Source organism: Alteromonas sp. ABH4_457, from assembly GCF_056160625.1.
The window spans coordinates 15,300-38,090 of sequence record NZ_JBSWXN010000011.1 but is presented as its reverse complement, the minus strand read 5'-3'; the positions used below and the strand labels follow the sequence as shown (position 1 = coordinate 38,090).

The 22,791-nt window shown below is 49.7% G+C and carries 22 protein-coding genes; 11 read left to right on the top strand and 11 right to left on the bottom strand.

The window, feature by feature from the left end; genetic code table 11:
- Nucleotides 1–17: 17 nt before the first annotated feature.
- The 3 genes from ACXAGR_RS23515 to ACXAGR_RS23505 all read right to left on the bottom strand — a co-directional run bounded on the left by ACXAGR_RS23515 (nucleotide 18) and on the right by ACXAGR_RS23505 (nucleotide 3,655).
- Nucleotides 18–305, bottom strand: a complete 288-nt coding sequence (locus ACXAGR_RS23515; RefSeq protein ID WP_474852879.1) for a hypothetical protein — start codon at nucleotides 303–305, stop codon at nucleotides 18–20.
- Nucleotides 306–422: 117 nt separating this feature from the next.
- Nucleotides 423–1,160 carry a ligase-associated DNA damage response endonuclease PdeM gene (pdeM, locus tag ACXAGR_RS23510; protein WP_474852877.1) on the bottom strand — a complete coding sequence of 246 codons (738 nt, stop codon included), beginning with the start codon at nucleotides 1,158–1,160 and terminating at the stop codon, nucleotides 423–425.
- A gap of 17 nt (nucleotides 1,161–1,177) precedes the next feature.
- Complete coding sequence (locus ACXAGR_RS23505; protein ID WP_474852875.1) at nucleotides 1,178–3,655, bottom strand: ligase-associated DNA damage response DEXH box helicase; 2,478 nt, start codon at nucleotides 3,653–3,655, stop codon at nucleotides 1,178–1,180.
- 142 nt (nucleotides 3,656–3,797) lie between these two features.
- Here ACXAGR_RS23505 and ACXAGR_RS23500 point away from each other — a divergent pair, with 142 nt between their 5' ends.
- Together ACXAGR_RS23500 and ACXAGR_RS23495 are read left to right on the top strand one after the other, a co-directional pair.
- Nucleotides 3,798–4,823, top strand: a complete 1,026-nt coding sequence (locus ACXAGR_RS23500; protein WP_474846245.1) for a ligase-associated DNA damage response exonuclease — start codon at nucleotides 3,798–3,800, stop codon at nucleotides 4,821–4,823.
- Nucleotides 4,823–6,421: a cisplatin damage response ATP-dependent DNA ligase gene (locus tag ACXAGR_RS23495; protein WP_474852873.1), complete on the top strand. Its 1,599-nt coding sequence runs from the start codon at nucleotides 4,823–4,825 to the stop codon at nucleotides 6,419–6,421. The genes ACXAGR_RS23500 and ACXAGR_RS23495 overlap by 1 nt, the downstream gene beginning before the upstream one ends.
- A gap of 6 nt (nucleotides 6,422–6,427) precedes the next feature.
- On the opposite strand, the gene ACXAGR_RS23490 is transcribed toward ACXAGR_RS23495, so the two are convergent.
- Both ACXAGR_RS23490 and ACXAGR_RS23485 read right to left on the bottom strand, forming a co-directional pair.
- On the bottom strand, nucleotides 6,428–7,057 hold the full coding sequence (locus ACXAGR_RS23490) for a tetratricopeptide repeat protein (RefSeq protein ID WP_474852871.1): 630 nt from the start codon (nucleotides 7,055–7,057) through the stop codon (nucleotides 6,428–6,430).
- Nucleotides 7,058–7,172: 115 nt separating this feature from the next.
- Nucleotides 7,173–7,418: a TIGR02647 family protein gene (locus ACXAGR_RS23485; protein WP_119502642.1), complete on the bottom strand. Its 246-nt coding sequence runs from the start codon at nucleotides 7,416–7,418 to the stop codon at nucleotides 7,173–7,175.
- Between the two features lie 238 nt (nucleotides 7,419–7,656).
- Between ACXAGR_RS23485 and ubiD the strand changes: the two genes are divergently transcribed.
- A complete protein-coding gene (ubiD, locus tag ACXAGR_RS23480; RefSeq protein WP_474846251.1) occupies nucleotides 7,657–9,126 on the top strand; it encodes a 4-hydroxy-3-polyprenylbenzoate decarboxylase in 1,470 nt (489 codons plus the stop codon).
- Between the two features lie 272 nt (nucleotides 9,127–9,398).
- A complete protein-coding gene (gene fre / locus ACXAGR_RS23475; protein WP_474852869.1) occupies nucleotides 9,399–10,094 on the top strand; it encodes an NAD(P)H-flavin reductase in 696 nt (231 codons plus the stop codon).
- 17 nt (nucleotides 10,095–10,111) lie between these two features.
- On the opposite strand, the gene ACXAGR_RS23470 is transcribed toward fre, so the two are convergent.
- A complete protein-coding gene (locus ACXAGR_RS23470) occupies nucleotides 10,112–10,882 on the bottom strand; it encodes a hypothetical protein (protein WP_474852867.1) in 771 nt (256 codons plus the stop codon).
- Nucleotides 10,883–11,105: 223 nt separating this feature from the next.
- The gene (locus ACXAGR_RS23465; RefSeq protein ID WP_474852865.1) at nucleotides 11,106–12,953 is read right to left on the bottom strand and encodes a hypothetical protein; all 1,848 of its coding nucleotides are present in this window, start codon (nucleotides 12,951–12,953) and stop codon (nucleotides 11,106–11,108) included.
- A 446-nt stretch (nucleotides 12,954–13,399) separates the two neighbouring features.
- On the opposite strand from ACXAGR_RS23465, the gene ACXAGR_RS23460 reads away from it, so the two are divergent.
- The gene (locus ACXAGR_RS23460) at nucleotides 13,400–14,734 is read left to right on the top strand and encodes a M28 family metallopeptidase (RefSeq protein ID WP_474852899.1); all 1,335 of its coding nucleotides are present in this window, start codon (nucleotides 13,400–13,402) and stop codon (nucleotides 14,732–14,734) included.
- 192 nt (nucleotides 14,735–14,926) lie between these two features.
- A complete protein-coding gene (locus ACXAGR_RS23455; protein WP_474852863.1) occupies nucleotides 14,927–15,916 on the top strand; it encodes a substrate-binding periplasmic protein in 990 nt (329 codons plus the stop codon).
- Between the two features lie 395 nt (nucleotides 15,917–16,311).
- Here ACXAGR_RS23455 and ACXAGR_RS23450 read toward each other — a convergent pair whose 3' ends face one another.
- From ACXAGR_RS23450 to ACXAGR_RS23440, 3 genes are all read right to left on the bottom strand, one after another.
- Nucleotides 16,312–17,424 (bottom strand): acyl-CoA dehydrogenase, encoded by a 1,113-nt coding sequence (locus ACXAGR_RS23450; protein ID WP_474852897.1) that lies wholly within the window; start codon nucleotides 17,422–17,424, stop codon nucleotides 16,312–16,314.
- A 210-nt stretch (nucleotides 17,425–17,634) separates the two neighbouring features.
- Nucleotides 17,635–18,108: an Lrp/AsnC family transcriptional regulator gene (locus tag ACXAGR_RS23445; protein WP_474852861.1), complete on the bottom strand. Its 474-nt coding sequence runs from the start codon at nucleotides 18,106–18,108 to the stop codon at nucleotides 17,635–17,637.
- Between the two features lie 32 nt (nucleotides 18,109–18,140).
- A complete protein-coding gene (locus ACXAGR_RS23440; RefSeq protein ID WP_119502647.1) occupies nucleotides 18,141–18,737 on the bottom strand; it encodes a LysE family translocator in 597 nt (198 codons plus the stop codon).
- 113 nt (nucleotides 18,738–18,850) lie between these two features.
- Here ACXAGR_RS23440 and ACXAGR_RS23435 point away from each other — a divergent pair, with 113 nt between their 5' ends.
- The 3 genes from ACXAGR_RS23435 (at nucleotide 18,851) to ACXAGR_RS23425 (ending at nucleotide 20,644) form a co-directional block, all read left to right on the top strand.
- Nucleotides 18,851–20,221, top strand: a complete 1,371-nt coding sequence (locus tag ACXAGR_RS23435) for an aminotransferase-like domain-containing protein (RefSeq protein ID WP_474852859.1) — start codon at nucleotides 18,851–18,853, stop codon at nucleotides 20,219–20,221.
- Between the two features lie 101 nt (nucleotides 20,222–20,322).
- The gene (locus ACXAGR_RS23430; protein ID WP_474852857.1) at nucleotides 20,323–20,481 is read left to right on the top strand and encodes a hypothetical protein; all 159 of its coding nucleotides are present in this window, start codon (nucleotides 20,323–20,325) and stop codon (nucleotides 20,479–20,481) included.
- A 37-nt stretch (nucleotides 20,482–20,518) separates the two neighbouring features.
- Nucleotides 20,519–20,644, top strand: coding sequence for a hypothetical protein (locus ACXAGR_RS23425; RefSeq protein ID WP_474852855.1), 126 nt, complete (start codon nucleotides 20,519–20,521; stop codon nucleotides 20,642–20,644).
- Between the two features lie 2 nt (nucleotides 20,645–20,646).
- Here the strand turns inward: ACXAGR_RS23425 and ACXAGR_RS23420 are convergent, their stop codons facing one another.
- Nucleotides 20,647–21,432, bottom strand: a complete 786-nt coding sequence (locus tag ACXAGR_RS23420; RefSeq protein WP_474846267.1) for an RMD1 family protein — start codon at nucleotides 21,430–21,432, stop codon at nucleotides 20,647–20,649.
- Between the two features lie 222 nt (nucleotides 21,433–21,654).
- Between ACXAGR_RS23420 and ACXAGR_RS23415 the strand changes: the two genes are divergently transcribed.
- Nucleotides 21,655–21,828, top strand: coding sequence for a DUF3012 domain-containing protein (locus ACXAGR_RS23415; RefSeq protein ID WP_119503495.1), 174 nt, complete (start codon nucleotides 21,655–21,657; stop codon nucleotides 21,826–21,828).
- A gap of 353 nt (nucleotides 21,829–22,181) precedes the next feature.
- Nucleotides 22,182–22,685 (top strand): O-acetyl-ADP-ribose deacetylase, encoded by a 504-nt coding sequence (locus tag ACXAGR_RS23410; RefSeq protein ID WP_474852853.1) that lies wholly within the window; start codon nucleotides 22,182–22,184, stop codon nucleotides 22,683–22,685.
- Nucleotides 22,686–22,791 lie beyond the last annotated feature (106 nt).

Here is a 22,791-nt window from a genome sequence, read left to right as displayed (position 1 = left end):
AGGCTGCCGTCTTGCCTTCAGCGCAAACGGTGGCTTGTGCGCTTATCCAGCTCATCCCCCACAAAATCACTGTCTTTAAATCTGGTCAGCGGAAACCACCTCACCGCATAGATATCATTCCCTGCAAGCAGCATCAGAGAAGGGAAAAATAATACTGCCCCGGCGAAGCGGAATGTAAACTGAAACAGCAGGAATGTGCTTACCAGCATAAACAAGGTTGCACCGTATCGCCATAACCGGCTGACTCTGACAGGTTGCCAGCATTCACGGCACATAAACTTACCGCTGTTAGCGAGGGCTTTCATGCAAATACTGCGACTTTTGCAGCAGGGGCAGCGACGATGTGTGTACATAGTGGCAGCATTCCGGTAGATAACTGCGTGCCAGTGTAGTACACCCGATACAACAGGATAACTGTACTTTCAGTCAGATTTACAGCGATATATCTTATTTTCGTACAGTAAAAAACATTGCCTTTCACCTGGCTTCAGCAACGCAGTGAGCACCCCGCTGCTGACATCCAGACCACCGGTGTACTGCCCGAAGGCAGGCATGATAAACAGGCTGTCATCGCTTACAAAACACTTACCGGAGAAACGTTTTCTGCCAACGCAAGTGTGGGTTTTAGGGTGAAAATGGCCGATGATTTGCGCGGCCGGAGTTCTTGCACCGGAAGGCGTGTCTGCGGATTCATCCGGTTCGTGCTGCAGCCTGATATTGCCCCAGTGCAAAACATCGATTGTGCGGCCACCGGCACCGGCCGGGATCTCAGGGTCATGGTTGCCGGCTATCCATACCCAGTCTTTATATTGTGCCGTTAAACCAGCCAGCAGCTTCCTTTCTGCAATGCCCATGCGATCAAAGCCACCGGCATCATGGAAACTGTCCCCCAGGCAGATAACCTGTGCCGGCGCATAGTCTGACAGTATTTTCTGCAGGCGCTGCAATGTCGCCAGACTGTCCAGTTGTGGCAACGGGTTGGCAAACCGGCTCAGATAGCTTCCCTTTTCGAAATGCAGATCGGATACCACCAGCGCGTCCCTGGCCGGGCAATACAGCACGCCCCTGCCATCGGCAATAAACACCTGCTGCGCAAACCTTACCGGCACTGCTCTGTTGTGCGCTACCAGACGGTTAAGCTGTTCTTCTGTTATCGCCACTCAATATCCTGCACTTTCTATCTGTTTCTCCCTGCTTCACCCGGCGCGTCACCACTTAACAAGGCTCTGATGTCTGCCATCATGTCTTCTGCTTCCTGATACAAACTGGCCTGCTCTATCACTGCATGTGCACCGGCGCCTTTCACCTGTTCACTGCGAACATCCAGCACAATGGGAATGGCCATGGGAGACACTTTGGGTAACGTCACAAAGTGCAGTTTGTCATAAAACCGGATCAGCATGTCAGCCAGCCGTTTCAAATCCAGTAGCTCCCTCTCTGCGTCCGCACGGGTAACAGTCAGTAAAATATGGTCGGGTTCATGTTCCCGCAAGGTATCGTAAATCAGATCAGTGGAAAAGGTGACCTGCTTCATGGTTTTGTTGCTGCTGTGATAGCGTTGTTCTGTCAGGCCGCTGACCACGGCAACCTGCCTGAATGACCGTTTCAGCATCGGTGCATGCAGCATCCAGTCTTCCAGTTCGTCACCCAAAATATCCTGCCGGAACAATTGTTCCAGTTGCACTTCTGTCACCTTCTCCAGCAAACATACAGACAAACCATAGTCGGTGACAGAAAAGCTCAGCGGTTTTAAACGCATTTTTTCCATGCGTCGCGTCATCAGCATGCCGAGAGTCTGGTTCGCCTTGCGGCCCTCGAAGGTATAAAACAATAAGTAGTTTGTTTTGCGGTAAGGAAACTGCTCAATCAGCACCCGCGTTTTGTCGGGCAGGGCCGAGAATGCCTGCTGCAATTCCAGCCACTCCCGTACCTGTGCCGGCAACGTTGACCAGTCTGCCGGCGTATCCAGTATCTGCCTTACGCCCTCTGCCAGAAAGGTAGACATAGGCATTTGCCCGCCGGCGTAGGAAGGGATTTTCGGCTCACCGCCTTTGGCGGGCTTTGCGTGCAACTGCATGTCCCGGATAGCTTCGAATTTAAGGATTTCTCCGGCAAACATAAAGGTGTCGCCGGGCACCAGCTGCTGGGCGAAGTACTCTTCCACTTCACCAATAATTTTGCCCTGATTGCCCCGGCGGATGCGCTTCACTTTCAACCGTCCGGCTTCCACTATGGTGCCGATATTTTGCCGGTGACGCTGAATAACCCGTTTGGATGCAGGGCTGTACGTGCCGTCCTCCCGTTTTTCCATCCGCTGGTAACGCTCGTAGGCCCGCAGCGCATAACCGCCATCAACGGTAAACTGCCACAACTTCATGAAATCGGCGTAATCGATACTTTGATACGGTGCGGCATCCAGTACCTGCCGGTAAATATCCTCCGGGTCTGCGGGCTGACTGCAGGCGCAATTGAGTATAAATTGCGGCAGGATATCCATCGCCCCGGGAAGCAGCGGCTCGCCATCCAGCTCGCCTGCAGCAATGGCATTCATCGCCGCCCTGCATTCCACCGCTTCAAACCGGTTAGCCGGCACCAGCAACGCTTTACTGGGTTCATCCAGCCGGTGATTTGCCCGTCCAATACGCTGTAGCAACCGGCTGACGCCTTTGGGGGCGCCAATCTGTATGACCAGGTCGATATCACCCCAGTCAATCCCCAACTCCAGCGCAGAGGTACTGACAATAGCCCGTAAACTCCCCTGCCCCATCAGGCTTTCAGTTTTGCGGCGTTGATCTTTCGACAAAGAACCGTGGTACAACGCAATAGGTAAACCCTCCCGGTTTTCTTCCCACAGCATCTGAAATACAAGCTCGGCCTGTGCACGGGTATTCACAAACACCAGTGTGGTGCCTGCCAGTTTAATCGCGGTGTAAACTTCTTCCATGGCGTAGCGTGCCATAAAGCCGCCGAACGGCATGCGGTGCTCTGATTCCAGAAGGGTAATTTCAGGCTTCACCGCCTGCGGTACCTGAATCACTTCAGCCGGTTCCCCCGTCCGGCCAAGCCAGCCGGCAATAACCTCAGGGTGTGCAACCGTTGCCGACAATCCGACACGGTGCATATCAGGCGCAAGGGTTTGTAACCTTGCCAGTGCAAGAGAAGTGAAATCGCCACGCTTATTGGCAACCAGGCTGTGAACCTCATCAATGATCACCGTCTTCAAGTTTTTGAATATGGCCGGTGCATCGGCATACGACAGCAAAAGCATCAGTGATTCCGGTGTGGTAAGCAAAATATTCGGCGGTTTGCGCCGCTGACGCTGGCGTTTATGGGATGGGGTGTCTCCGGTACGGGTCTCAATGGTTACCGGCAGATCCATGGCCTCCACCGGTGCCATCAGGTTGCGCTGAATGTCGTTTGTCAGGGCTTTCAAAGGAGATATATACAAGGTGTGCAATCCTGCTACGGGATGGCGGTATAAATCAGCCAGAGAAGGCAGAAAACCGGACAGGGTTTTTCCTGCCCCGGTAGGAGCAATCAGCAGTGTGGCGTTATTGTCCGCGACAGCCGGCAGCATACGACGTTGATAGTCGCGCAGTTGCCAGCCTTTACTTCGTAGCCACTGATAAAAAGGAGGTGGAAGTCTTTTTGCCATAAACCAGTTAGTTACGCATGAACAGCCCTGGTGGTTTCAGTCGCCCGGTATTAAATCAATGTCATGTTCTGGTTTGCTCACAGCACATCTGTTTAAGCGCCCGGAACGTACAACTAAACCAAACAGGTTTACGGAGTACAGGGTGCACCCACAAGACTGGATATCGGTAGAAGAGGCAGGATTATATTGTCATCCTGCGAAGCTTTACATCGACCCGATGCAACCGGCGGAAAACGCCGTGGTTACCCATGGTCATGCTGATCATGCCCGCGCAGGTCATCAACATGTATTCGCTTCAGCTGAAACCCTGGCGATCATGAAAACCCGCTACGGTGAGGAGATGGCAGAACGCACCACTGCGCTTAAGCCGGGCGTTCCCGTGTCATTGGGAGACAGTGCAGACCCTGTCACTATGACCCTCTATCCTGCCGGTCATATTCTTGGCTCTGTCCAGGTGCTGCTGGAGTATCGCGGAAGCCGCCTGGTGATATCCGGTGATTACAAGCGTCGTCACGATCCTACCTGTCCGCCCTTCGAAGTGGTGCCCTGCGATGTGTTCATTACTGAAGCCACCTTCGGTCTGCCGGTATTCACTCACCCGCCAATCAGTCATGAAATCGATAAGTTACTTACATCACTAAGCGTTTTCCCTCACCGATGCCATCTGGTCGGCACCTATGCGCTGGGAAAATGCCAACGGGTGCTTATTGGTTTGCGGGAAGCTGGCTATCACAAACCTGTTTATCTGCATGGCGCACTGCTCAAATTATGCGAGCTCTATCAGCAACAGGGTATAGCACTGGGAGAATTGATTCCGGTCAGTGACGTGGAGGATAAGACCTCTCTTGCCGGCGAAATTGTCTTGGCCCCGCCCTCAGCACTGGCTGATCGCTGGTCCCGTTCCCTGCCAGATGTACGCACCGTGATGGCATCAGGCTGGATGCAGATTCGTGCCCGCGCCCGGCAACGCCAGGTTGAACTGCCCCTGATTATTTCCGATCACTGTGACTGGCCGGAGTTACTGCAAACCATCGAAGAAGTCTCTCCCAAAGAAGTGTGGGTGACTCATGGCCGCGAAGATGCACTGATGTATCAGGCAAATCTGATGGGTTTTAAAGCCAGAGCGCTTTCTATGGTCGGCTACGATGACGATGAGGAAACCGGCTGATGGAAGCATTCAGTGATTTACTTGAACAGCTTTATTTTACCAGCGGCACCAACGCCAAAGCCGCGCTGATTTCCCATTACATTGCTACCACTCCGGATCCGGACAGGGGCTGGGCAATCGCGGCCATCGCCGGTGAACTCAGATTCGATTTTTTTAAGCGCAATACAATAAAAACCTTGATGCTTGAACGCATCGACGAAAATCTTTTTGCCATGAGCTACGACTACGTAGGCGAGATGAGCGAAACGGTGGCGCACCTGTGGCAACCTGAAACTCAGCCCTCAGGCGATGTTGTGCTGCCCGGTCTGAATGAGATTGTCGAATCATTCCGCGAGGCGAAGCGGACAGAAGTAAAACCGTTGCTTACTGCCCTTCTCGATAACATGACAGCCTCTCAGCGCTGGGCGCTGATAAAACTGGGTACACGGGGATTGCGCATAGGGGTTTCTGCCCGCAGCATTAAGCAAATCCTTGCCAGCTACGGTGAAGTGCCTGTAGAAGAAATTGAAGCCCTCTGGCATGGCGTCGAGCCGCCTTACACTGAATTGTTGAACTGGCTGGAAAATAAAGGGCCGAAGCCGGATATTTCTGACCGGGTTACCTTTCATCCTGTGATGCTTTCCCACCCTATCGATGATGATACACGGGAAAAACTTGCCGCGGGCGAATGGCAGATTGAACCCAAGTTCGACGGCATCCGTGTGCAACTTGTATCGGCTCCTGCGGGCAAAGCCCTGTTCAGCCGCACCGGTGACGATATCAGTGGTTCGTTTCCGGATCTGCTGGACACCATCGATCATAACCTGGTACTCGATGGTGAATTACTGGTGATGCACGGCGATAAGGTCGATACCTTCAATCAATTACAGCAACGATTAAATAAGAAGAAACCCTCCGCAAAACTTATGCAATCACTGCCGGTAGCAATCATGGCCTATGACCTGCTGGAACTTAATGGCGAGTCACTGATGGCCTTGCCATTAACTGAGCGTCGTCAGCGCCTGGCGGATTACATTAAAAAATATCCGGGGGAGCGCCTGCATTTATCTCCCACCTACAGTGTGAGTGATGTGGCTGAACTGGAGGCACTGCACAGGGATGTCACAGAAGACACCTCCATTGAAGGACTGATGCTGAAACGCAAAGACAGTACCTATGTACCCGGCCGCCCAAAAGGGCTGTGGTATAAATGGAAACGGGATCCCCTGTTAATTGATGCAGTCGTTATGTATGCCCAGCGCGGACACGGCAAACGTTCCAGCTTTTATTCAGACTTCACCTTCGGTGCCCGGGAGGGCGATACACTGCTCCCGGTGGGCAAAGCTTATTCCGGCTTCACTGATGAAGAACTCAAGAAGCTGGATAACTGGGTACGCCGCAATGCAACGGGTCGTTTTGGTCCGGTAAGGGAAGTAAAAAAGGAGCTGGTGGTAGAAGTCGCGTTTGATGCTGTACATCCCTCAAGCCGGCATAAATCAGGGGTAGCTTTACGCTTCCCCCGCATTCACCGTATCCGCTGGGATAAACCTGCCGCAGAGGCCGATACGCTGGAAACCCTCAAGGGCCTGATTGAGAAAGCACCTGAGCAACCAAAGTAAATACTGTCAGGAATCAGCAGGCCGTCTGGCGTTTCTTACCGCTTTCGGGTGCATCAGCTTTTCCAGTTCCGACAAGTATCCGGCGATGTCGCTGTGCGTTTTTTTGTCACCTGTCACTGCGTTATACAGCCAGTGATAGGTATCTTCATAATCGTAAGGGCTGCCGTGACCATCGAGAAACAGTTGCGCAAGTTGCATTTGTGCTTTTAAGTTACCCAGTGCTGAGGCTTCACGGAGATAAATGACTGCACGCTGTTTATCTGTCTGCACCAGGGTGCCTTTGGCATAGTACCGGCCCAGTTGCTCAAGCGCAGCTGGCAATCCCTGTTCCGATGCATCACGGATAAATCCAATCCCGCGCTCAGGTTCGGCATCCACACAGACCCCCCAGGCCAGCATATCGCCCCAGAGAAACTGATAAGCGGGCTCCTTCAGCACTTCTGCGTGGGCTTCAATATCCTGTACCAGCTGACAACGATCGGTGACCACCCGTGTAAGGTGCTCATTTTTGTTGATCATTTTGATGAGCTCATCCTGTGTGTACAGTTGCACGGCTTTGATCTCCTGAGCAGAAGACACATTAAGCCCGGCGACACACAGCAATGATGTAAACAAAAGAATTACGCGATTTTTCATATGAAAACCTGAACTGTCATTAACCCCGGTGCCGGTGAACGATGCCGTCAGTATCAGGCATCGCACCGCTATGTTTAATTTATCGGCGGGGTACGGTAAAGCTTAAGCTGCAAGCTTAGTTCAGTTTCATCGATAATGCTGACTGGATGTGCCGGGCATGCTCTGCCAGGTCTACGCCCAGGTCGGTAAGATAGCCGCCGTCAGGCTGAGTAATGATCCCTTTTGAGTAAAGACGTTCTGCGGCGTGAACAACTGACTGGCTGGCGTCGTGATGAATTTTCAGTCCCTGCATGAGACTGGACGCCGGAAATTTAAGAAGAAGATTTAACTCGTCGACCATATCCTGATCTACTAACACCATTACACTCTCCTGACACTGTTATTGTTTGAGTGCACCACAGCAGGGTTAATTGTAAGGCAAATACTGCGGGTACATCCGCTATAACACTACCATTTGCAGCCGCTGTCCAGATTAATTTATATCAACAACCTGCTGCTCAATTAAGTTTATGACACAAACCGGCATCCCCTGAAACGGATCCGGCCGTTAAGTGATATACTCCGGCTACCATTCTCAGGATGCAATAAACACGGAAACGATGAAATACAAAGATCTACGGGATTTTATTGAGCAACTTGAAGCCAGAGGCGAGCTGAAACGCATTACACAGGAAATCGACACCGACCTGGAAATGACGGAAATCGCCGACCGTACATTGCGGGCCAAAGGTCCGGCCCTGTTATTTGAGAACCCGAAAGGGTCAGACATGCCGGTACTGGCAAACCTGTTTGGTACGCCGGAACGTGTAGCACTGGGAATGGGCCAGTCATCAGTATCGGCGCTCAGGGAAGTAGGTAAATTACTTGCCTACTTAAAAGAGCCCGAGCCGCCTAAGGGTTTGAAGGATCTCTGGGAAAAATTACCGGTGTTCAAACAGGTTCTGAACATGCCGGCCAAAGAAGTGAAGAAAGCGCCATGTCAGGAAGTGGTGCTCAGCGGTGATGACGTCGACTTATCTAAGCTGCCGGTTCAGCGCTGCTGGCCGGGCGATGCCGCGCCACTGATCACCTGGGGATTAACGGTTACCAAAGGTCCGCACAAAAAACGTCAGAACCTGGGTATTTACCGTCAGCAGGTCATCGGGAAAAACAAAGTCATTATGCGCTGGTTATCCCACCGTGGCGGTGCCCTGGATTTTCGTGAATGGTGTCAAACCCATCCCGGCGAACCTTATCCGGTGTCTGTAGCGCTTGGCGCAGATCCGGCCACCATTTTAGGTGCCGTAACCCCGGTGCCGGATACGCTGTCGGAATATGCCTTTGCCGGCTTGTTACGTGGCAGCAAAACAGAAGTGGTAAAATCTCTCAGTAATGACTTGCAGGTGCCGGCCAGTGCTGAAATCGTGCTGGAAGGTTATATCGCTCAGGACGAAGTAGCACCGGAAGGTCCCTACGGTGACCACACCGGCTACTATAACGAAGTCGATTCTTTCCCGGTGTTCACTGTCACCCACATCACCCACCGTCAGAAGCCCATTTATCACTCTACGTATACCGGCCGTCCGCCGGATGAGCCTGCGATTCTGGGTGTAGCACTGAACGAAGTGTTCGTGCCTATTTTGCAAAAGCAATTCCCTGAAATCGTCGATTTTTATCTGCCGCCGGAAGGGTGTTCTTACCGCATGGCGGTCGTCACCATGAAGAAGCAGTATCCCGGCCACGCCAAACGGGTGATGATGGGCGTCTGGTCGTTCCTGCGTCAATTCATGTATACCAAATTTGTGATTGTGTGTGATGACGATGTGGACGCCCGTAACTGGGAAGACGTGATATGGGCCATTACCACCAGAATGGACCCTGCAAGAGACACTGTTCTTATTGAGAACACTCCCATTGATTACCTGGATTTTGCCTCTCCGGTTTCCGGTCTGGGGTCTAAAATGGGTATGGATGCCACTAATAAAATGCCGGGTGAAACGGACCGCGAGTGGGGCACGCCTATTGTCATGGATGAAAACGTGAAACAGCGCGTGGATGACATCTGGGACAGTCTTGGTATTATGGACTGATTAGCGCGGAGCGTGTGTGCGAAATTAAAACGCTCATTATTTCTACGCTCCGCAAACAATTTTTTTGCATAAAGCCGGACGCAGGCGTGAAAGCGGGGAGTGTGTGTGCGAACCATTGGCAGGTGAAGTCTGTGTGAAATTCAAACACGCGGTAAACCCATCCCTGGGCGCTTCGCCGCAGCATCCATGCTGCGGAGAGTTTTAATTTCACACAGACTCCTCCGCCGCTTCGCTCACTCACAACACATTTAAATTAATAGTGATAGGAAAATATGTCGGAATTTCAGTGTAAGGTTACGGCCATCACGCCGTTAACTGAGGTCGTTTATAAAGTTGAGTTAACGCCTGCGCAGCCGGTGGATTTTAAAGCCGGTCAGTACATCATGGTGCATATGGGCGGAAAAGATAAGCGCCCGTTTTCCATCGCTAATCCGGCTTATGACAATGGTCGAATCGAATTGCACATTGGTGCAGATGAGAAAAACGCTTACGCCACCGAAGTCCTCGATAAAATGCGTAATGAAGGCGAAGTCACCTTAAGTGGCGGTCACGGAGAAGCATCATTACAAAGTGATGGTTCAGACATGATTCTTATCGCCGGTGGTACCGGTTTTTCTTATACCTGGTCTATTTTGCAGCAGGCACTGAAAGATCATGCAACTACGCCAGTGACCCTTTACTGGGGCGGACGCAATCAGTCAGATCTCTATCTATTCGATGAACTGACAGCATTAGCGGCTAAGCATGACTATTTCACCTTCGCTCCGGTAGTAGAATTTCCTGAAGAAGGCTGGCAGGGTAAAACCGGTTGGGTTCACAAAGCTGTGATGACTGACTATCCGGATTTATCTGACAAGCAGGTTTATATTGCAGGGCGTTTCGAAATGGCCAAAGTGGCACGGGATGACTTTGCAGCATGTGGCCTGTCCACCGGTAAACTCTTCGGTGACGCCTACGCCTTCATATAAAGACGCGGGCCTTCTCATCAAGCCAACGTATGTTTCAGAAGCTCCTCATTACAGGGAGCTTTAATTTTAGCTTTGAAGAGCCCGTCATATGCCACCCAGTACCGAAGTGTTTTTCCTGTATTATTTATAAGTGTATCTGCTCCCAGCGAAGTTGGTAATATGACGAAATAAGCATCATTGGTAGTCACTACACTGCTCAATTCTCCTACGGCAACTTCAGAAAAAGCACTTTCCACATTTGAAGGCAAAGTTCCCTGAACGAATTGTCGTCCTTGGCGCATGTTGGCTTGTTTTATGTCCCGTGTTTCACTTCTGATAAATTCTCGAATTTTTTGATATTTGTCTTTGGATTGCAGTATAGAATTTCTCAACTCTGCAATCTTTTTGTACTGATCATGCCCGTTTACAGTCTTAGGCAATTTTAAATAGAAACCGCTGTACAGAGGGTTTTCGGCAAGATAGCTTTTTAAATCTTTGTTTTTCAGGTTCTGACCTTTTTCTCCGAACCACAAATTAAACAATTGTGCAGCTTTAAGCTCCGTTTCCTGTAGATAGCTATATACCGACTCGTTCACGTAATGCCTTGCTATGATGCGAAGATATTCCGTAGCATTCCCGTATATTCGAATATTCGCTTCCCTTTTTTCCGAGAGGTAGTTTCTGTCAGCGTCCGTCAATGATATTCCTGATGACTCTGCATAAACATTAACACTTCTTTCGTAACAAGCCAGAGCTAATGCTTCCGTTCGGACAAGCTCCTCACTAATCTCCTGACCGTTACTTTTCATTATTCTACTCACATAGCGCTGCCAGAAACTATATTCGGGTTGGTAGAGCGGCAACCCAAGCATAGTTATTACGGGTTTACTATTCTCCTGGTCATCAGCCAGGCATGGGGTCTGTATAAAAATAAAGAACGCTAAAATTTTACACAATGAATTCACACTAAATCTCCAAACCTCCGCATATGTCATAAAAATGGGCGACAAAAGACGCCCATATTCATAGAGATTATTCGCTGTCGGTTACCTGTAAAGTTACTTTACCGCTATACATACCGGGCTCAATATCAACTTGCACACCATCTACTAGCAAAGTTAAATTCATACCATCCAGTGCACTTAGTATTGCGCCGTCCTCTATGTTGAGTGATGAAATATAAGAGGTAGTTGTCACTGTCCAACTGGATGTGCTGTCCATGAAAACTGAGATCGTATCTTCAGCTTCCACTTCTGTATATTCATGAACAACCTTTCCAATCAGGTTGTAATTGACGTAACCGTCAGATTCAAGAACATCGGTAAAGAAAGAAACCGCATCATCGTAAAACTCCAGATAACCCGGCGTCGCTTCAGATGTTGTAATTGCACCAGTTAATGTCGCTCCTTCTAATGTCAGCGAAAGCGAGCCGTTCGCAGTGTTACCGTTGATAATGTCACCCGTTAGCGTCACGTCCGATAACGTTGCAACAAGTTCAGATGATGCTCCTCCATCATTGAGTTGAGAAGCATCCCCACCCTCAGGAGGTTGATTTCCACCTCCGCTCTCGCTACCAGTATTCAGGCTTTGCAGGTAGGCTCCGTAGGGATCGTCGTTTTCAATCATTTCCAGAAGAACATTATTTGAAGCAACTAATGTGGCGTTATCAATAACAATGGTGGGAAACGAACTTTTTGCCTGAATGACAGCTTCCTGTGTTTCAAATACAGTACCATTCTCAATCCGTAGCTCACCAGTTCCACTATGCAACATGACACCAATTCTGGCAGACTTTACGTAGGAGCTATCTGTGAATGTAGTGTCACCGGGAGCAGCCATAATGACGCCATAGTCCACAACATCCATATTACAACCGCTGAAATAATCCAGATTATTACCAATAGAATAAGCGCCGTAACCGCTCTCGATAGTTTTGATGTCTGAATTAATGCAGTAAAGCCGGCTGTCACTGGTATCATCGGTCGATAGCACTCCCCATCCCTGTGATGTGATAACAGAATTGATGTAGTAAGCAGTACCATTTCCTACGAGGTTCGTTGATCTGACATTGCCGGTAATACCAAGCATCCACGGCGCTTCCATCATCCGTCCCAAATCCACATTGAACGTATAATCTTCGGGTAGCGTGCCGTTATAGGTTTCTATAACCGCATTGTTGACTGTCATTGTACTATTTCCGCCAACAAACACTGCGGTACGTATCGCACCATTAGTTGTAATCACAGCATCGTTTACCTGCACATTGGCGTAGCCTGAAGACATAATAGCTGCGCCATATCCGGAAAAGTCGTTACCACCGTTTCCGGTAAAATCCATAGTCGGGCTATCTATCAGATAGTCATAAGAATCTGTACTTTCAGCACTACTCGTCACCACAATGCCATTGAAATTTGCTCCGGTAGATGAGATAACCAAGTCACTTGCAGTTGCGTCATCAACTTCCCCCTGAGCCAGAGCTGCCAATACAGATTTCTCAGCTACATAAGCGCCGTCCTCAATATAAACAGCTGTTCTGAAATAATTGGTAATGCTGTCACTGTAAACTACCGGAATTGAGTCTGTAACACTTAAAACAACGTCTCCGGAATACTCACCGCTTGCTATTGCTGTCTCCACAGAATCTACCGTTAATGTGAGCGACTTTCCTTCAGGCGCAGTTACACTTGCGTCCTCTTCTATTATCAGCACATCGTATGAAGTGCTTTTGGTAATCTCCACGGACTCCCCACTAGCTATTGTCAAAGTTACGTCTTCGACAGTGTTTTCATTATTATCTTCGGTAGAATCACTGCCGCATGCAGAAAGAGCCAGAAGTGTGGAAATATATACTGCCGTGTATCGATGAATTGAGTGTTTCATTATTATCGCTCCGCAATACCATTCTTTAATAAAAGGTTAATTTCGCGTAAAAATTAATCGCAAAACTACTATTATCGAAGTGACAAAAAGTATGAAATCGTGATTCTCGATGTATTTAATTCATCAATAAAATTGTAAATTCGCTTCTTTACATAAATAGACTGATGGACTCAAGTGGTTTCCCGCTCCTCAGGATTACAGAGTGGCTTACCCGACTGAACCAGATAAGCTTAAGTTGCCTTACCAAAATATTCGATGAATTAAAGGCTTAGACGGTCGTGCATTGTGTTACCTTTTCAGTTACATAGTAGAATCAATATGAATAAGAGTTAAAAGTATCGGGGCATGTAAAACCGATATCCCGACAGCCACGCAACCATAAGCGTGGCACTTACAACAGGCTTGAAGGAGTGTTTATGCTACCACGCACACTGGTTGCTACTATCATGCTGCTGTCCACTTCAGCGATAGCAGCCCCCACCGCTAACGACGATCCGCGCCTGCACGATATTGCTAAAGCAATTTCTGCAGACCGCATTGAAAAAGACATCACTACACTAGTGAATTTCGGTACCCGTCACACATTGTCTGAAACCAAATCAGACACCCGTGGCATTGGTGCGGCCCGTCGCTGGATCCAGAAAGAATTCGAACAAATCTCCGCTGAATGCGGCGGCTGCCTTGAGGTTATTACGGTCAGAGACACCATCAGTGGCGAGAAGCGAATTCCCGATCCGGTGGAGGTGGTCAATGTTATTGCTATTCAACGGGGAACCACCGATCCGGACCGCTACGTGATCATGTCCGGTGACATTGATTCACGGGTATCAGATGTGATGGATTTCACATCAGACAGTCCCGGCGCAAACGACAACGCCTCAGGTGTTGCCGGTACACTGGAAGCAGCACGGGTACTCAGCCAGTACAAGTTTAACGGCACCATTGTTTACGCCGCACTTTCCGGTGAGGAACAGGGTTTATTCGGCGGTAAAATTCTCGCCGCAAAAGCACAGAAAGAAGGCTGGCGCATAAAGGCGGTGCTGAACAACGATATGATTGGCAATATCGAAGGGGTGAACGGCGTGATCAATAACAGTACCGCCCGCCTGTTCGCTGAAGGAACCAGAGTCACTGAAACTGAGGCAGAAGCCCGTACCCGGCGCTTCACCGGCGGAGAAGTGGATTCTCCCAGCCGTAATCTGGCTCGTTATATTGATAAAATTGCTGATCAGTACATCGAAAATTTAGACACTATGGTGATCTACCGGCTCGACCGGTTCGGCCGCGGCGGACACCACCGGCCATTCAATGATTTAGGCTATCCCGGTATCCGCATCATGGAAACCAACGAGAACTATACCCGCCAGCATCAGGACTTACGCACGGAAGACGGCATTGTATACGGCGACACCCTGGACGGCGTTGACTTCGACTATGCAGCTAAACTGACCGGACTGAATGCAGTGAGTCTGGCTGCTATGTCCTGGGCACCCGCTCCGCCGGCAGAGGTATCCATTGAAGGGGCGGTACAGCCTTCCACCACGCTGAAATGGAAAGCCGCCAAAAGTAAACAAAACCCTCAGTTAGCCGGTTATAAGTTGTACTGGCGATACACCGATGCACCGCAGTGGCAATACAGCAAATTTGTTGGTGATGTCACTGAAGCCACACTGGAAAATATTGTCATCGACAATTACTTCTTTGGTGTTGCCAGTGTCAGCAAGGAAGGCATTGAAAGTCCGGTGGTCTACCCGGGCGCAGCCGGCAGTTTCGGCGAATAAGCCTGAAACACAGCTTGCGACCCGTCTCTGCAAGCTGTCCTCACACTATCCTCAGGTTAAAAGCGTGACAGGTTGTCACGCTTTTTCTGTATTAATCCCCCCGGGACGCTACACTTTTACAATAAAGCCGGTTACGGTAGACGACTCTGCCCGAATGACTCCGTACTGGCAGACGTATTTAGGAAGTATTTGATGATAAAGGTATTTAGCGGTTTAATTTTGACGGGCCTGTTTTGTCTGACGACCCCGGCACAGGCAGAAATCAAACTGGGCGCCTCCCCTCTTGCCACTTACACAGATAACGAAGGTGAGCCTGCCAGGCTGAACAGTATTGTCACTGAGGCCTTCAGGCGTATGGACACGGACGTGACATTGCAAGTGATGCGCAGGGCCTTTTTAGGCGGTGCACTGACTACCGGCCAGCTTGACGGAGAATATGCGTTTATCAGTCTTGATGACAAACAGAGTAATGCCCTCTATTCAACGCCGTATCTGCCTTTATATCTGTATGCAGCCAGCAAACGTCCTGCAGTAAAAGAAATTAAACTGCTGCCTCAGTTACAGGACAGCCGCATTGCTATTGAGAACCGTTTTGCCAATACCACGCAGATCCGCGCTGTGCGCGAGGTGAAATGGTCCCGTACGCCCACTACATTCGATGCCTTTAAACAATTTGCTGATGATCGTACGCCCCTGCTGATGACTTCAGCTTTACTGATTGATGAATTTAACCTTTTACTGCTGGCAGATAATGAGGAACTGGTCTCCCGCTCGGCTGACGCCCTCATTACCAGCGGCTTCCATCTGATGCTGGCAGAGGATACAGCCGCTAACAGAGGCCTGATCTCAACATTTAACGACACCATTTCGCAAATGCAATCTGACGGCACCTACAACACCCTGTTAGGAAAGAGCTGGCTGAGTAAAGACATCAACAATGACGGCATTGCCGATTACATTACGTCAGAATCGGTTTTCCACAATACCACCCCGCCCTCAGCCGCAACGGCGTATCCACTGGACTCAACCCGCCCCGCCGCTGCCAGTGTCTATATGATTGACGGCAACCGTTACGATAACTGGCAGGATGCAGTAAACGTATTACAGGCATTGACACCGGCGGCGACGCAGCTCAGCCTGCTTGATGCCGATATATACAAAAAAATTATCCGGCAGTGGTAGTAAGAAACATTTTATTCTATAAAAAAATTAAACTAGCAAATTCTAACGGAACGCCTATATTTAAAGGGAGTCACCCGATAAATTTATTTTATCGTAGTGAACTAAATTTCTCTGTAACACGTTAGACATATTACTGTCATAATTATATGATAGTGACGGGTAAACCACAGGAGGGCTCATGAATATGCATGCATTAACCAAGTCATTTACGCGGTTTTTTGAGCGGAGCCATCCATATACAGTTGCATACTATATTGGAAGGAAAAATGCTGAGAAGATTTTTGATTGCAAGATCAAGAAGAAATCCAAGCTACTCGCTGACTCAAATCACTAGCGTCAACACCCGATAAACAGGCCTTGTTCACAAGGCCTGTTTTTATTTGTGCCGGAAAAAATTAAAAGAACGCCTGCAGTCCGGTTTGCGCCCTGCCCAGAATTAACCCGTGAATATCGTAAGTACCCTCATAAGTATTCACTGTTTCCAGATTCAGCATATGCCGCATAACATGGAACTCACCGGCAATCCCGTTGCCTCCGTGCATATCTCTGGCGTTACGGGCAATATCCAGTGCCTTTGAACAGTTATTCCGTTTAACCAGTGAAATCATCACGGGATCAAATGCGCCGGCGTCAATCAGTTGCCCCACCCGCAAGCTCCCCTGCAAGCCCAGCGCAATTTCCGTCTGCATATCCGCCAGCTTTGTCTGGAAAAGCTGAGTCTGTGCCAGTGGCCTGCCGAACTGCTTTCTGTCGAGACCATACTGCCGCGCAGCGTGCCAGCAAAACTCTGCCGCCCCCATGGCTCCCCAGGAAATACCGTATCTGGCCATATTCAGGCAACTGAAAGGCCCCTTCAAACCGCGCACTTCCGGAAACATGTTCTCCTGCGGCACAAATACGTTATCCATAACAATTTCACCGGTAACAGAGGCATTCAGTGACAACTTGCCCTTAATTTCCGGTGCCGATAACCCGGCCATGCCTTTTTCCAGCACAAAACCGCAAATCTCATTGTCCTCACCGGTATTTTTAGCCCATACCACAAAGACATCGGCTACCGGTGAATTAGTGATCCACATTTTATTGCCTGTCAGTCTGTAACCACCCGGCACTTTTTCCGCGCGGGTTTTCATTCCCGCCGGATCCGAACCCGCATCCGGTTCGGTTAAACCAAAGCAACCGATAAATTCACCGGTAGCCAGTTTGGGCAGATATTTTTCTTTCTGTTCAGTGGTACCGAATTTGGCAATAGGGTGCATGACCAGTGAAGACTGAACGCTCATGGCACTGCGATAACCGCTGTCGACCCGCTCCACTTCTCTGGCAATCAATCCATAGGAGACATAATTCACCCCGGCGCAGCCATAGCCATCTATGGTTGCACCTAACAGGCCCATCTCACCGAACTGACGCATGATGGCCGTATCGAAAGTAGCAGTGCGGTTTGCGTTTTCAATGCCCGGCATCAGTGCCGTCTGGCAGAAGTCTCTGGCCGCGTCACGGAGCATACGCTCTTCGCCGGTTAGCTGCGTTTCAAGATGAAAAATATCATTCCAGTGAGGATTAGCAGAGGCTGTCACGATGAATTCCTGTTGTGCATTTGAACCTGCACACAGTATCACACGGGTGACATCAGCGGATCACCTGTGAAATGAAAGAAGGATCTGATTGCTGTCAACCTGATACAACACAAAGTATTGCACGTTGTCAGCCTGCGCTCACAGATGAGTCAGGGGCATTTCAGTGGAATATTTGATTTGTTCCATAGCAAAACTGCTGGTGACATCGCTCAAATCGATGCCGGATACCAGCCGCTTGTAGAAGTGATCAAAGCTTTGCATATCAGTAACCAGCACTTTAAGCAGATAATCATACTCGCCGGACATGCGGTAAAACTCGACCACTTCTTCAAAAGAGGAAGCATGGCGGGCAAACTTGTCCAGCCACTGCCCATCGTGACGGGATGCCTTTACCTGAACAAATACAGTCATGGTTAAGCCAAGATGCATAGCACTGAGCAGTGCCACACGCTTGCTGATCAGCCCGTCGTTTTGCAGTCTCTGGATGCGGCGCCAGCACGGTGTCGTCGTCAGCCCCACCTGTTCTGCAATATCGCTTACCGGTGTTTCGCTGTTATTCTGTAACGCCGCTAAAATGGCCTTGTCGGTTTTATCCAGTACTGCTTTTTTCATCTGTGGCGTCCCGTATGCGCTGCTTTCGCCTATTATGTCAACCACAGCGCAATTGCCAAGCCTGAAAGCATCACTGCCAGTGAAGTAAAGAAGCTGTAGCGCATTTTCGGGACTTGCAAATATTCGTGGATCACGCTGCCAAGTACCGTCCACAAGCTGTTTGCTGCCAGTCCGCTTAAGCAAAACACAATGATGAGGGCCAGACTGTCTGTAACCACACGGTCGGGTGACACAAACTGGCTGTACGCGGTGATCAACATCAGCCAGGCTTTGGGGTTCAGCGGGTGTACCAGTATGCCTTTGAAGAATCCCGGGGCAACAGCGCTGGCCCTGCGGGCTTCGGCGTGTCTGACCCGCCACAAGCTGTAAGCAAGATAGAGAATGTAGAACGTACCGGCCACTTTAATGAACGTCACCATCACAGGAAACTGCTGAAAAACACTGCCTAACCCGACGCAAATCGCCAGAGCATTAATCACAAACCCTGTTACCACCCCTGCCATTAGCGGCAGCGTGCTGCGTATGCCCAGTTGCACACTGGTGCCCAGCAAGGTCAGATTAGCCGGTCCCGGGGTAAACGTCATACTGACAGCAAACACCACCAGCAAACTCAGATTCTGCAATTCCATTTTCTTTACTCTTAAACAACGTACTTAACATTACCAACGTGATTGATATACTGATTGAGCAATCAATAAACACAAAAATATAAATTGTTACCCTATCAATGTGAGAGCAGAAAATGTGGAAACCGACAATTGATGCCACCAGCGACAAAAAGCTTTACCTGCAAATTTGCGACGGTGTAGCACAGGCTATTGTCAGCGGGGAGCTGAAGCGGGGCGAGCAGCTTCCCACCGTACGGGCACTGTCAACGCTGCTGAATGTTACACCGGGAACCATAAACCGCGCCTTTGATGAAGGAGTGCAGCGGGGAATCATTGAGAAAACACAGGGAAAAGGGACGTTTGTAAAACAGCAAAAACAAGGACGGACGATCAGTGCAGCGATGCTGCCCGGACGCAAAGATGTTTTCGACTTCACATTGAATCAGCCGGCCTGCCTGAACATTGAACCCATTCTTTCAACCCACCTTCAGAACCTTGCCCGTCAAAATGATCCCCGCCTGTGGTCGGTGTATGGCGATACCCGCGGACTGCCGGAACACCGGGAGAGTATGGCGGACTGGCTGAATCTGAGGGGAAATAACGCAGACCCGGAGAATCTCTTCCTCCTTTCCGGAGCCCAGCAGGGCTTGTTGTCTTCCCTGATGTTGTTATGCAATAAGGGCGACACGGTAATGGTTCAGGAAACCACTTTCCCCGGGATCCGGGCCGTGGCAACACTGCTTGGATTGCAATTGCAGCCAGTGGCCATGGATGAGTACGGACTTGATCTCAACGACTTCAAAGCACGGTGCAAGCAGGCCACCAGCCAGGTGCTGGTTATTCTGCCGACAGCGCACAATCCCACCGGAAAAACCCTCTCTCAAAGTCACCGGGAAAAGCTGGTGAAAATTGCCCGCAAATACGACATTTATCTGGTGGAAGACGATATCTATCTGCATGCAGAACCGGTTGTGTCACTGCAACAGCTTGCGCCAGAACGCACTTTTCACGTATCGGGGTTTTCCAAATGTGTCGCACCGGCGTTAAGGGCCGGCATGCTGGTTTGCCCGCCACAATTTACCGGCAGTCTGGCACGGGTGATACAGGCACAGAACTGGTTTACACCACCGGTAACTACCGAACTGGCTCACAGGCTTCATACAAGCGGCGATGCCGTTACCATTGAGCAGGCCAGGCGGGAAGACTGCATAGAGCGTATTGCGCTGGCCAAAGGGATTCTGGGCGAAAAACGTATTCAGTACGACCCGGTGAATTTGCACATCTGGCTGAAACATTCTCCGCGGCTTGATAATGCCGCCGTGATCAGCCGCCTGAACCAGTTGGGTGTAGATGCACTGCCATCGGTGTTCTTCCATGTGACAGAAACGTCTTCGGCGCATTTACGTCTTTGTCTGGGTAATCTCACTCCTGAGAACTTACAACAAGGTCTGGAGATTATTGCCAGAGAGCTGAACCCGTCCTTGCCGGAACGGGCAATCATCTGATCGCCGATTGCAGCCCGTCAAAGACCGGCCCGGGCAGTTTCCCGGTTCTCTGCTAATTTTATGTGGTCGAAAATAATACCTCAGGGGGAGAAAGAAACTTAATGAACCGGCTTTCTGCACGGAGTTTTCTGCTGGCACTGATTGCTGTAGCGTCACTGGCCAGTATTGTACTGTTTGTCCCCTGGACTTTCCCGGGCTCCAAAATGGCGCCGTTACCCGCCAGCATCTCAGGGCAAGTTGACAATTCTCCGGCCGCTTAAACTGGAAAATACCTTTTTTTCGTCAAAAGAAGTGAATATGGCAAGACTGATGAGCGGCTACATTAAAGGGCTGGATGTAGACGTGAAACCCGTGTGGTTGCGATCATCCGCAACCGGCGTAAAGAAAATTAAGCCTTCAGCCTTCATCACCGCTGCTCAGTAACTTTACCCCGCCAGTAATATGGTCAGCTCCTGGGCACCGAACATTACAATTTCAAATGCAATCAGGATGATGATGATCCATTCCAGAAACGAAGAATGCTTGTGCTTCAGCTCATCAGCCAGCATCTCAAACAATTCATGAATCACATTCAGTTTGTTCGACAGCAAATCGACTCTCGGACGAATATCCAGATACTTCATTGTGGCATTGTAGGCGTCTTCGAACTCAGGGTATTCCCAGAAAAACTCCGGCGTATCCAGCAAACCATAGTGCAGAAAAATATCGCTTTTGGTACTGAAAAGGTGACCACGAATGCTGGCCAGCTTCTGTCTGCTCAGATTAATTTTACCTGATTCTGCCAGTGCCTTAGGCAAATATGCATATTGCTGAATAGTCTTTTCCGCCTGATATTCATACTGATTCAGTTTGGTCGACTGCGCCAGCGCATGACTGACAGCCAGTCGCATCAAAGCCTCACCGGCCGGAAGAGAAATCAGGTCGCCCTGCAATTTGAGTAACTCAGCGCCAGTGTTAAAACGCACATGCTCCTGATGTTCACAGGAAAGGGCATCACTGCTGATTTGCAGGCGGTGCAAAAACGCCAGACGTTCATCTTCGTCGACGCCCCAAAATACCAGCACGCCGTAGTCAAACAGCCATCCTTCTCCGCCCGGCAGCGGCAAATGCACAGCATCCCGGTAGCGTGTTCCGTGCTGAGACTGGCTTATTGTTGTGGTGTCAGATTCTGATAGTACATACACTGAAACCCGATCATTTGAGAAATCCATACTGGCTTCCGACTGATTAAAAAACGGGCTGATTATGCGCTCAATTTCAGTTATCACCTAGAAATATAAATCATTAATTTTCATTAAGTTACGATAATCACACCCCATATCTGGCATGCTTTCTCTGGCACCTCATTTCATGGTCACCTTTTTCTCAGGTAATTGATTTTGTCACCGCCACTGACTTACTATGAAATACCTGACAAATTACGAGCGTTAATTATGAAAAAAGCTGTTTTCGCATTGATTGCATTAACTTTTACCCTGGCCGGTTGCGCCCCGGAAGTTGGCTCAAAAGCCTGGTGTGCTGATATGAAAGAAAAACCTAAAGGCGACTGGACGGCAAACGAAGCCGGCGACTTTGCCAAACACTGTCTGTTCAGCGACGACGATTAATCGTTAACCCCCTTTAACCAGCGGATTGCTGAGCGGTCTCCGGCAATCCGATGTCATCCTGCCGGGCTGGTATCTGACACTGTCCGGCCTTATCCCCTGCGCTTACGTTCTCTGTCTATGCTTAACTCTGGCACGGTTCGTGGACTATTTACTCCGGAATATGAGTATTTCTGAATACCGTCTTCACCGGATTCCGGAAAACTGTTTATTCCAATCAAAGGCTTAGCCTTATGCATCACAAATTATATTTTGCAGTAACCGGCGCAGATCTTTTCCGGTTTGTTTGACATGTGTCGCTAAACACCGACAACGTCACAACGGAAACAGCACCGCGAACGGTATTTGGGGACACGATGGCAAGGATCAGGGTTATTGACGGCGATATTACGCAACTGGAAGTGGATGCCGTCGTAAATGCAGCGAATCCGACGCTGCTGGGCGGTGGCGGCGTTGATGGTGCAATCCACCATGCTGCAGGGCCGGAGCTTTTTGAGTATTGCAAAGCAGTTGGCGGGTGCAAAACCGGTCAGGCAGTGCTGACACCGGGTTTTAATCTTAAGGCTCCGTATATTATTCATACCGTGGGGCCGGTATGGCGCGGGGGCGCGAATCATGAAAGTGACTTGCTTTCCAAATGCTACCGGAACAGCTTACGGCTGGCGAGTCAGCATAACATTCAAACGATTGCTTTTCCGGCGATAAGTTGCGGCATTTACGGGTATCCGGTGAATTCAGCCTGCGAGGTTGCGTTGGGCTCCATCCGCTTTCACGCCAGCGGTACAGCACTGCCTCACACCATCTATCTGGTGTGTTTTGGTGAGGAAGTTAAATCAGGGTTCCGTCAGCTTCTGGGCTGACCCTGACTGGCTGGTATGACTAAACACGCACTGGTAACATTGCATTCACATAAATGCTAAAAGTCGTAAAGATTGCGCACCAGCACCGCACCCACCGGACTGTACA

Coding starts and splice junctions, on each gene's coding strand:
- ACXAGR_RS23415 (WP_119503495.1), top strand. CDS start 21,655: ATGAAAAAAGCTGTTTTCGCATTGATTGCATTAACTTTTACCCTGGCC.
- ACXAGR_RS23435 (WP_474852859.1), top strand. CDS start 18,851: ATGTGGAAACCGACAATTGATGCCACCAGCGACAAAAAGCTTTACCTG.
- ACXAGR_RS23515 (WP_474852879.1), bottom strand. CDS start 305: ATGAAAGCCCTCGCTAACAGCGGTAAGTTTATGTGCCGTGAATGCTGG.
- ACXAGR_RS23470 (WP_474852867.1), bottom strand. CDS start 10,882: ATGAAAAGTAACGGTCAGGAGATTAGTGAGGAGCTTGTCCGAACGGAA.
- ubiD (WP_474846251.1), top strand. CDS start 7,657: ATGAAATACAAAGATCTACGGGATTTTATTGAGCAACTTGAAGCCAGA.
- ACXAGR_RS23420 (WP_474846267.1), bottom strand. CDS start 21,432: ATGGATTTCTCAAATGATCGGGTTTCAGTGTATGTACTATCAGAATCT.
- fre (WP_474852869.1), top strand. CDS start 9,399: ATGTCGGAATTTCAGTGTAAGGTTACGGCCATCACGCCGTTAACTGAG.
- ACXAGR_RS23425 (WP_474852855.1), top strand. CDS start 20,519: ATGGCAAGACTGATGAGCGGCTACATTAAAGGGCTGGATGTAGACGTG.
- ACXAGR_RS23490 (WP_474852871.1), bottom strand. CDS start 7,057: ATGAAAAATCGCGTAATTCTTTTGTTTACATCATTGCTGTGTGTCGCC.
- ACXAGR_RS23485 (WP_119502642.1), bottom strand. CDS start 7,418: ATGGTGTTAGTAGATCAGGATATGGTCGACGAGTTAAATCTTCTTCTT.
- ACXAGR_RS23410 (WP_474852853.1), top strand. CDS start 22,182: ATGGCAAGGATCAGGGTTATTGACGGCGATATTACGCAACTGGAAGTG.
- ACXAGR_RS23445 (WP_474852861.1), bottom strand. CDS start 18,108: ATGAAAAAAGCAGTACTGGATAAAACCGACAAGGCCATTTTAGCGGCG.
- ACXAGR_RS23505 (WP_474852875.1), bottom strand. CDS start 3,655: ATGGCAAAAAGACTTCCACCTCCTTTTTATCAGTGGCTACGAAGTAAA.
- ACXAGR_RS23430 (WP_474852857.1), top strand. CDS start 20,323: ATGAACCGGCTTTCTGCACGGAGTTTTCTGCTGGCACTGATTGCTGTA.
- ACXAGR_RS23450 (WP_474852897.1), bottom strand. CDS start 17,424: ATGCTCCGTGACGCGGCCAGAGACTTCTGCCAGACGGCACTGATGCCG.
- ACXAGR_RS23460 (WP_474852899.1), top strand. CDS start 13,400: ATGCTGCTGTCCACTTCAGCGATAGCAGCCCCCACCGCTAACGACGAT.
- ACXAGR_RS23455 (WP_474852863.1), top strand. CDS start 14,927: ATGATAAAGGTATTTAGCGGTTTAATTTTGACGGGCCTGTTTTGTCTG.
- ACXAGR_RS23440 (WP_119502647.1), bottom strand. CDS start 18,737: ATGGAATTGCAGAATCTGAGTTTGCTGGTGGTGTTTGCTGTCAGTATG.
- ACXAGR_RS23495 (WP_474852873.1), top strand. CDS start 4,823: ATGGAAGCATTCAGTGATTTACTTGAACAGCTTTATTTTACCAGCGGC.
- ACXAGR_RS23465 (WP_474852865.1), bottom strand. CDS start 12,953: ATGAAACACTCAATTCATCGATACACGGCAGTATATATTTCCACACTT.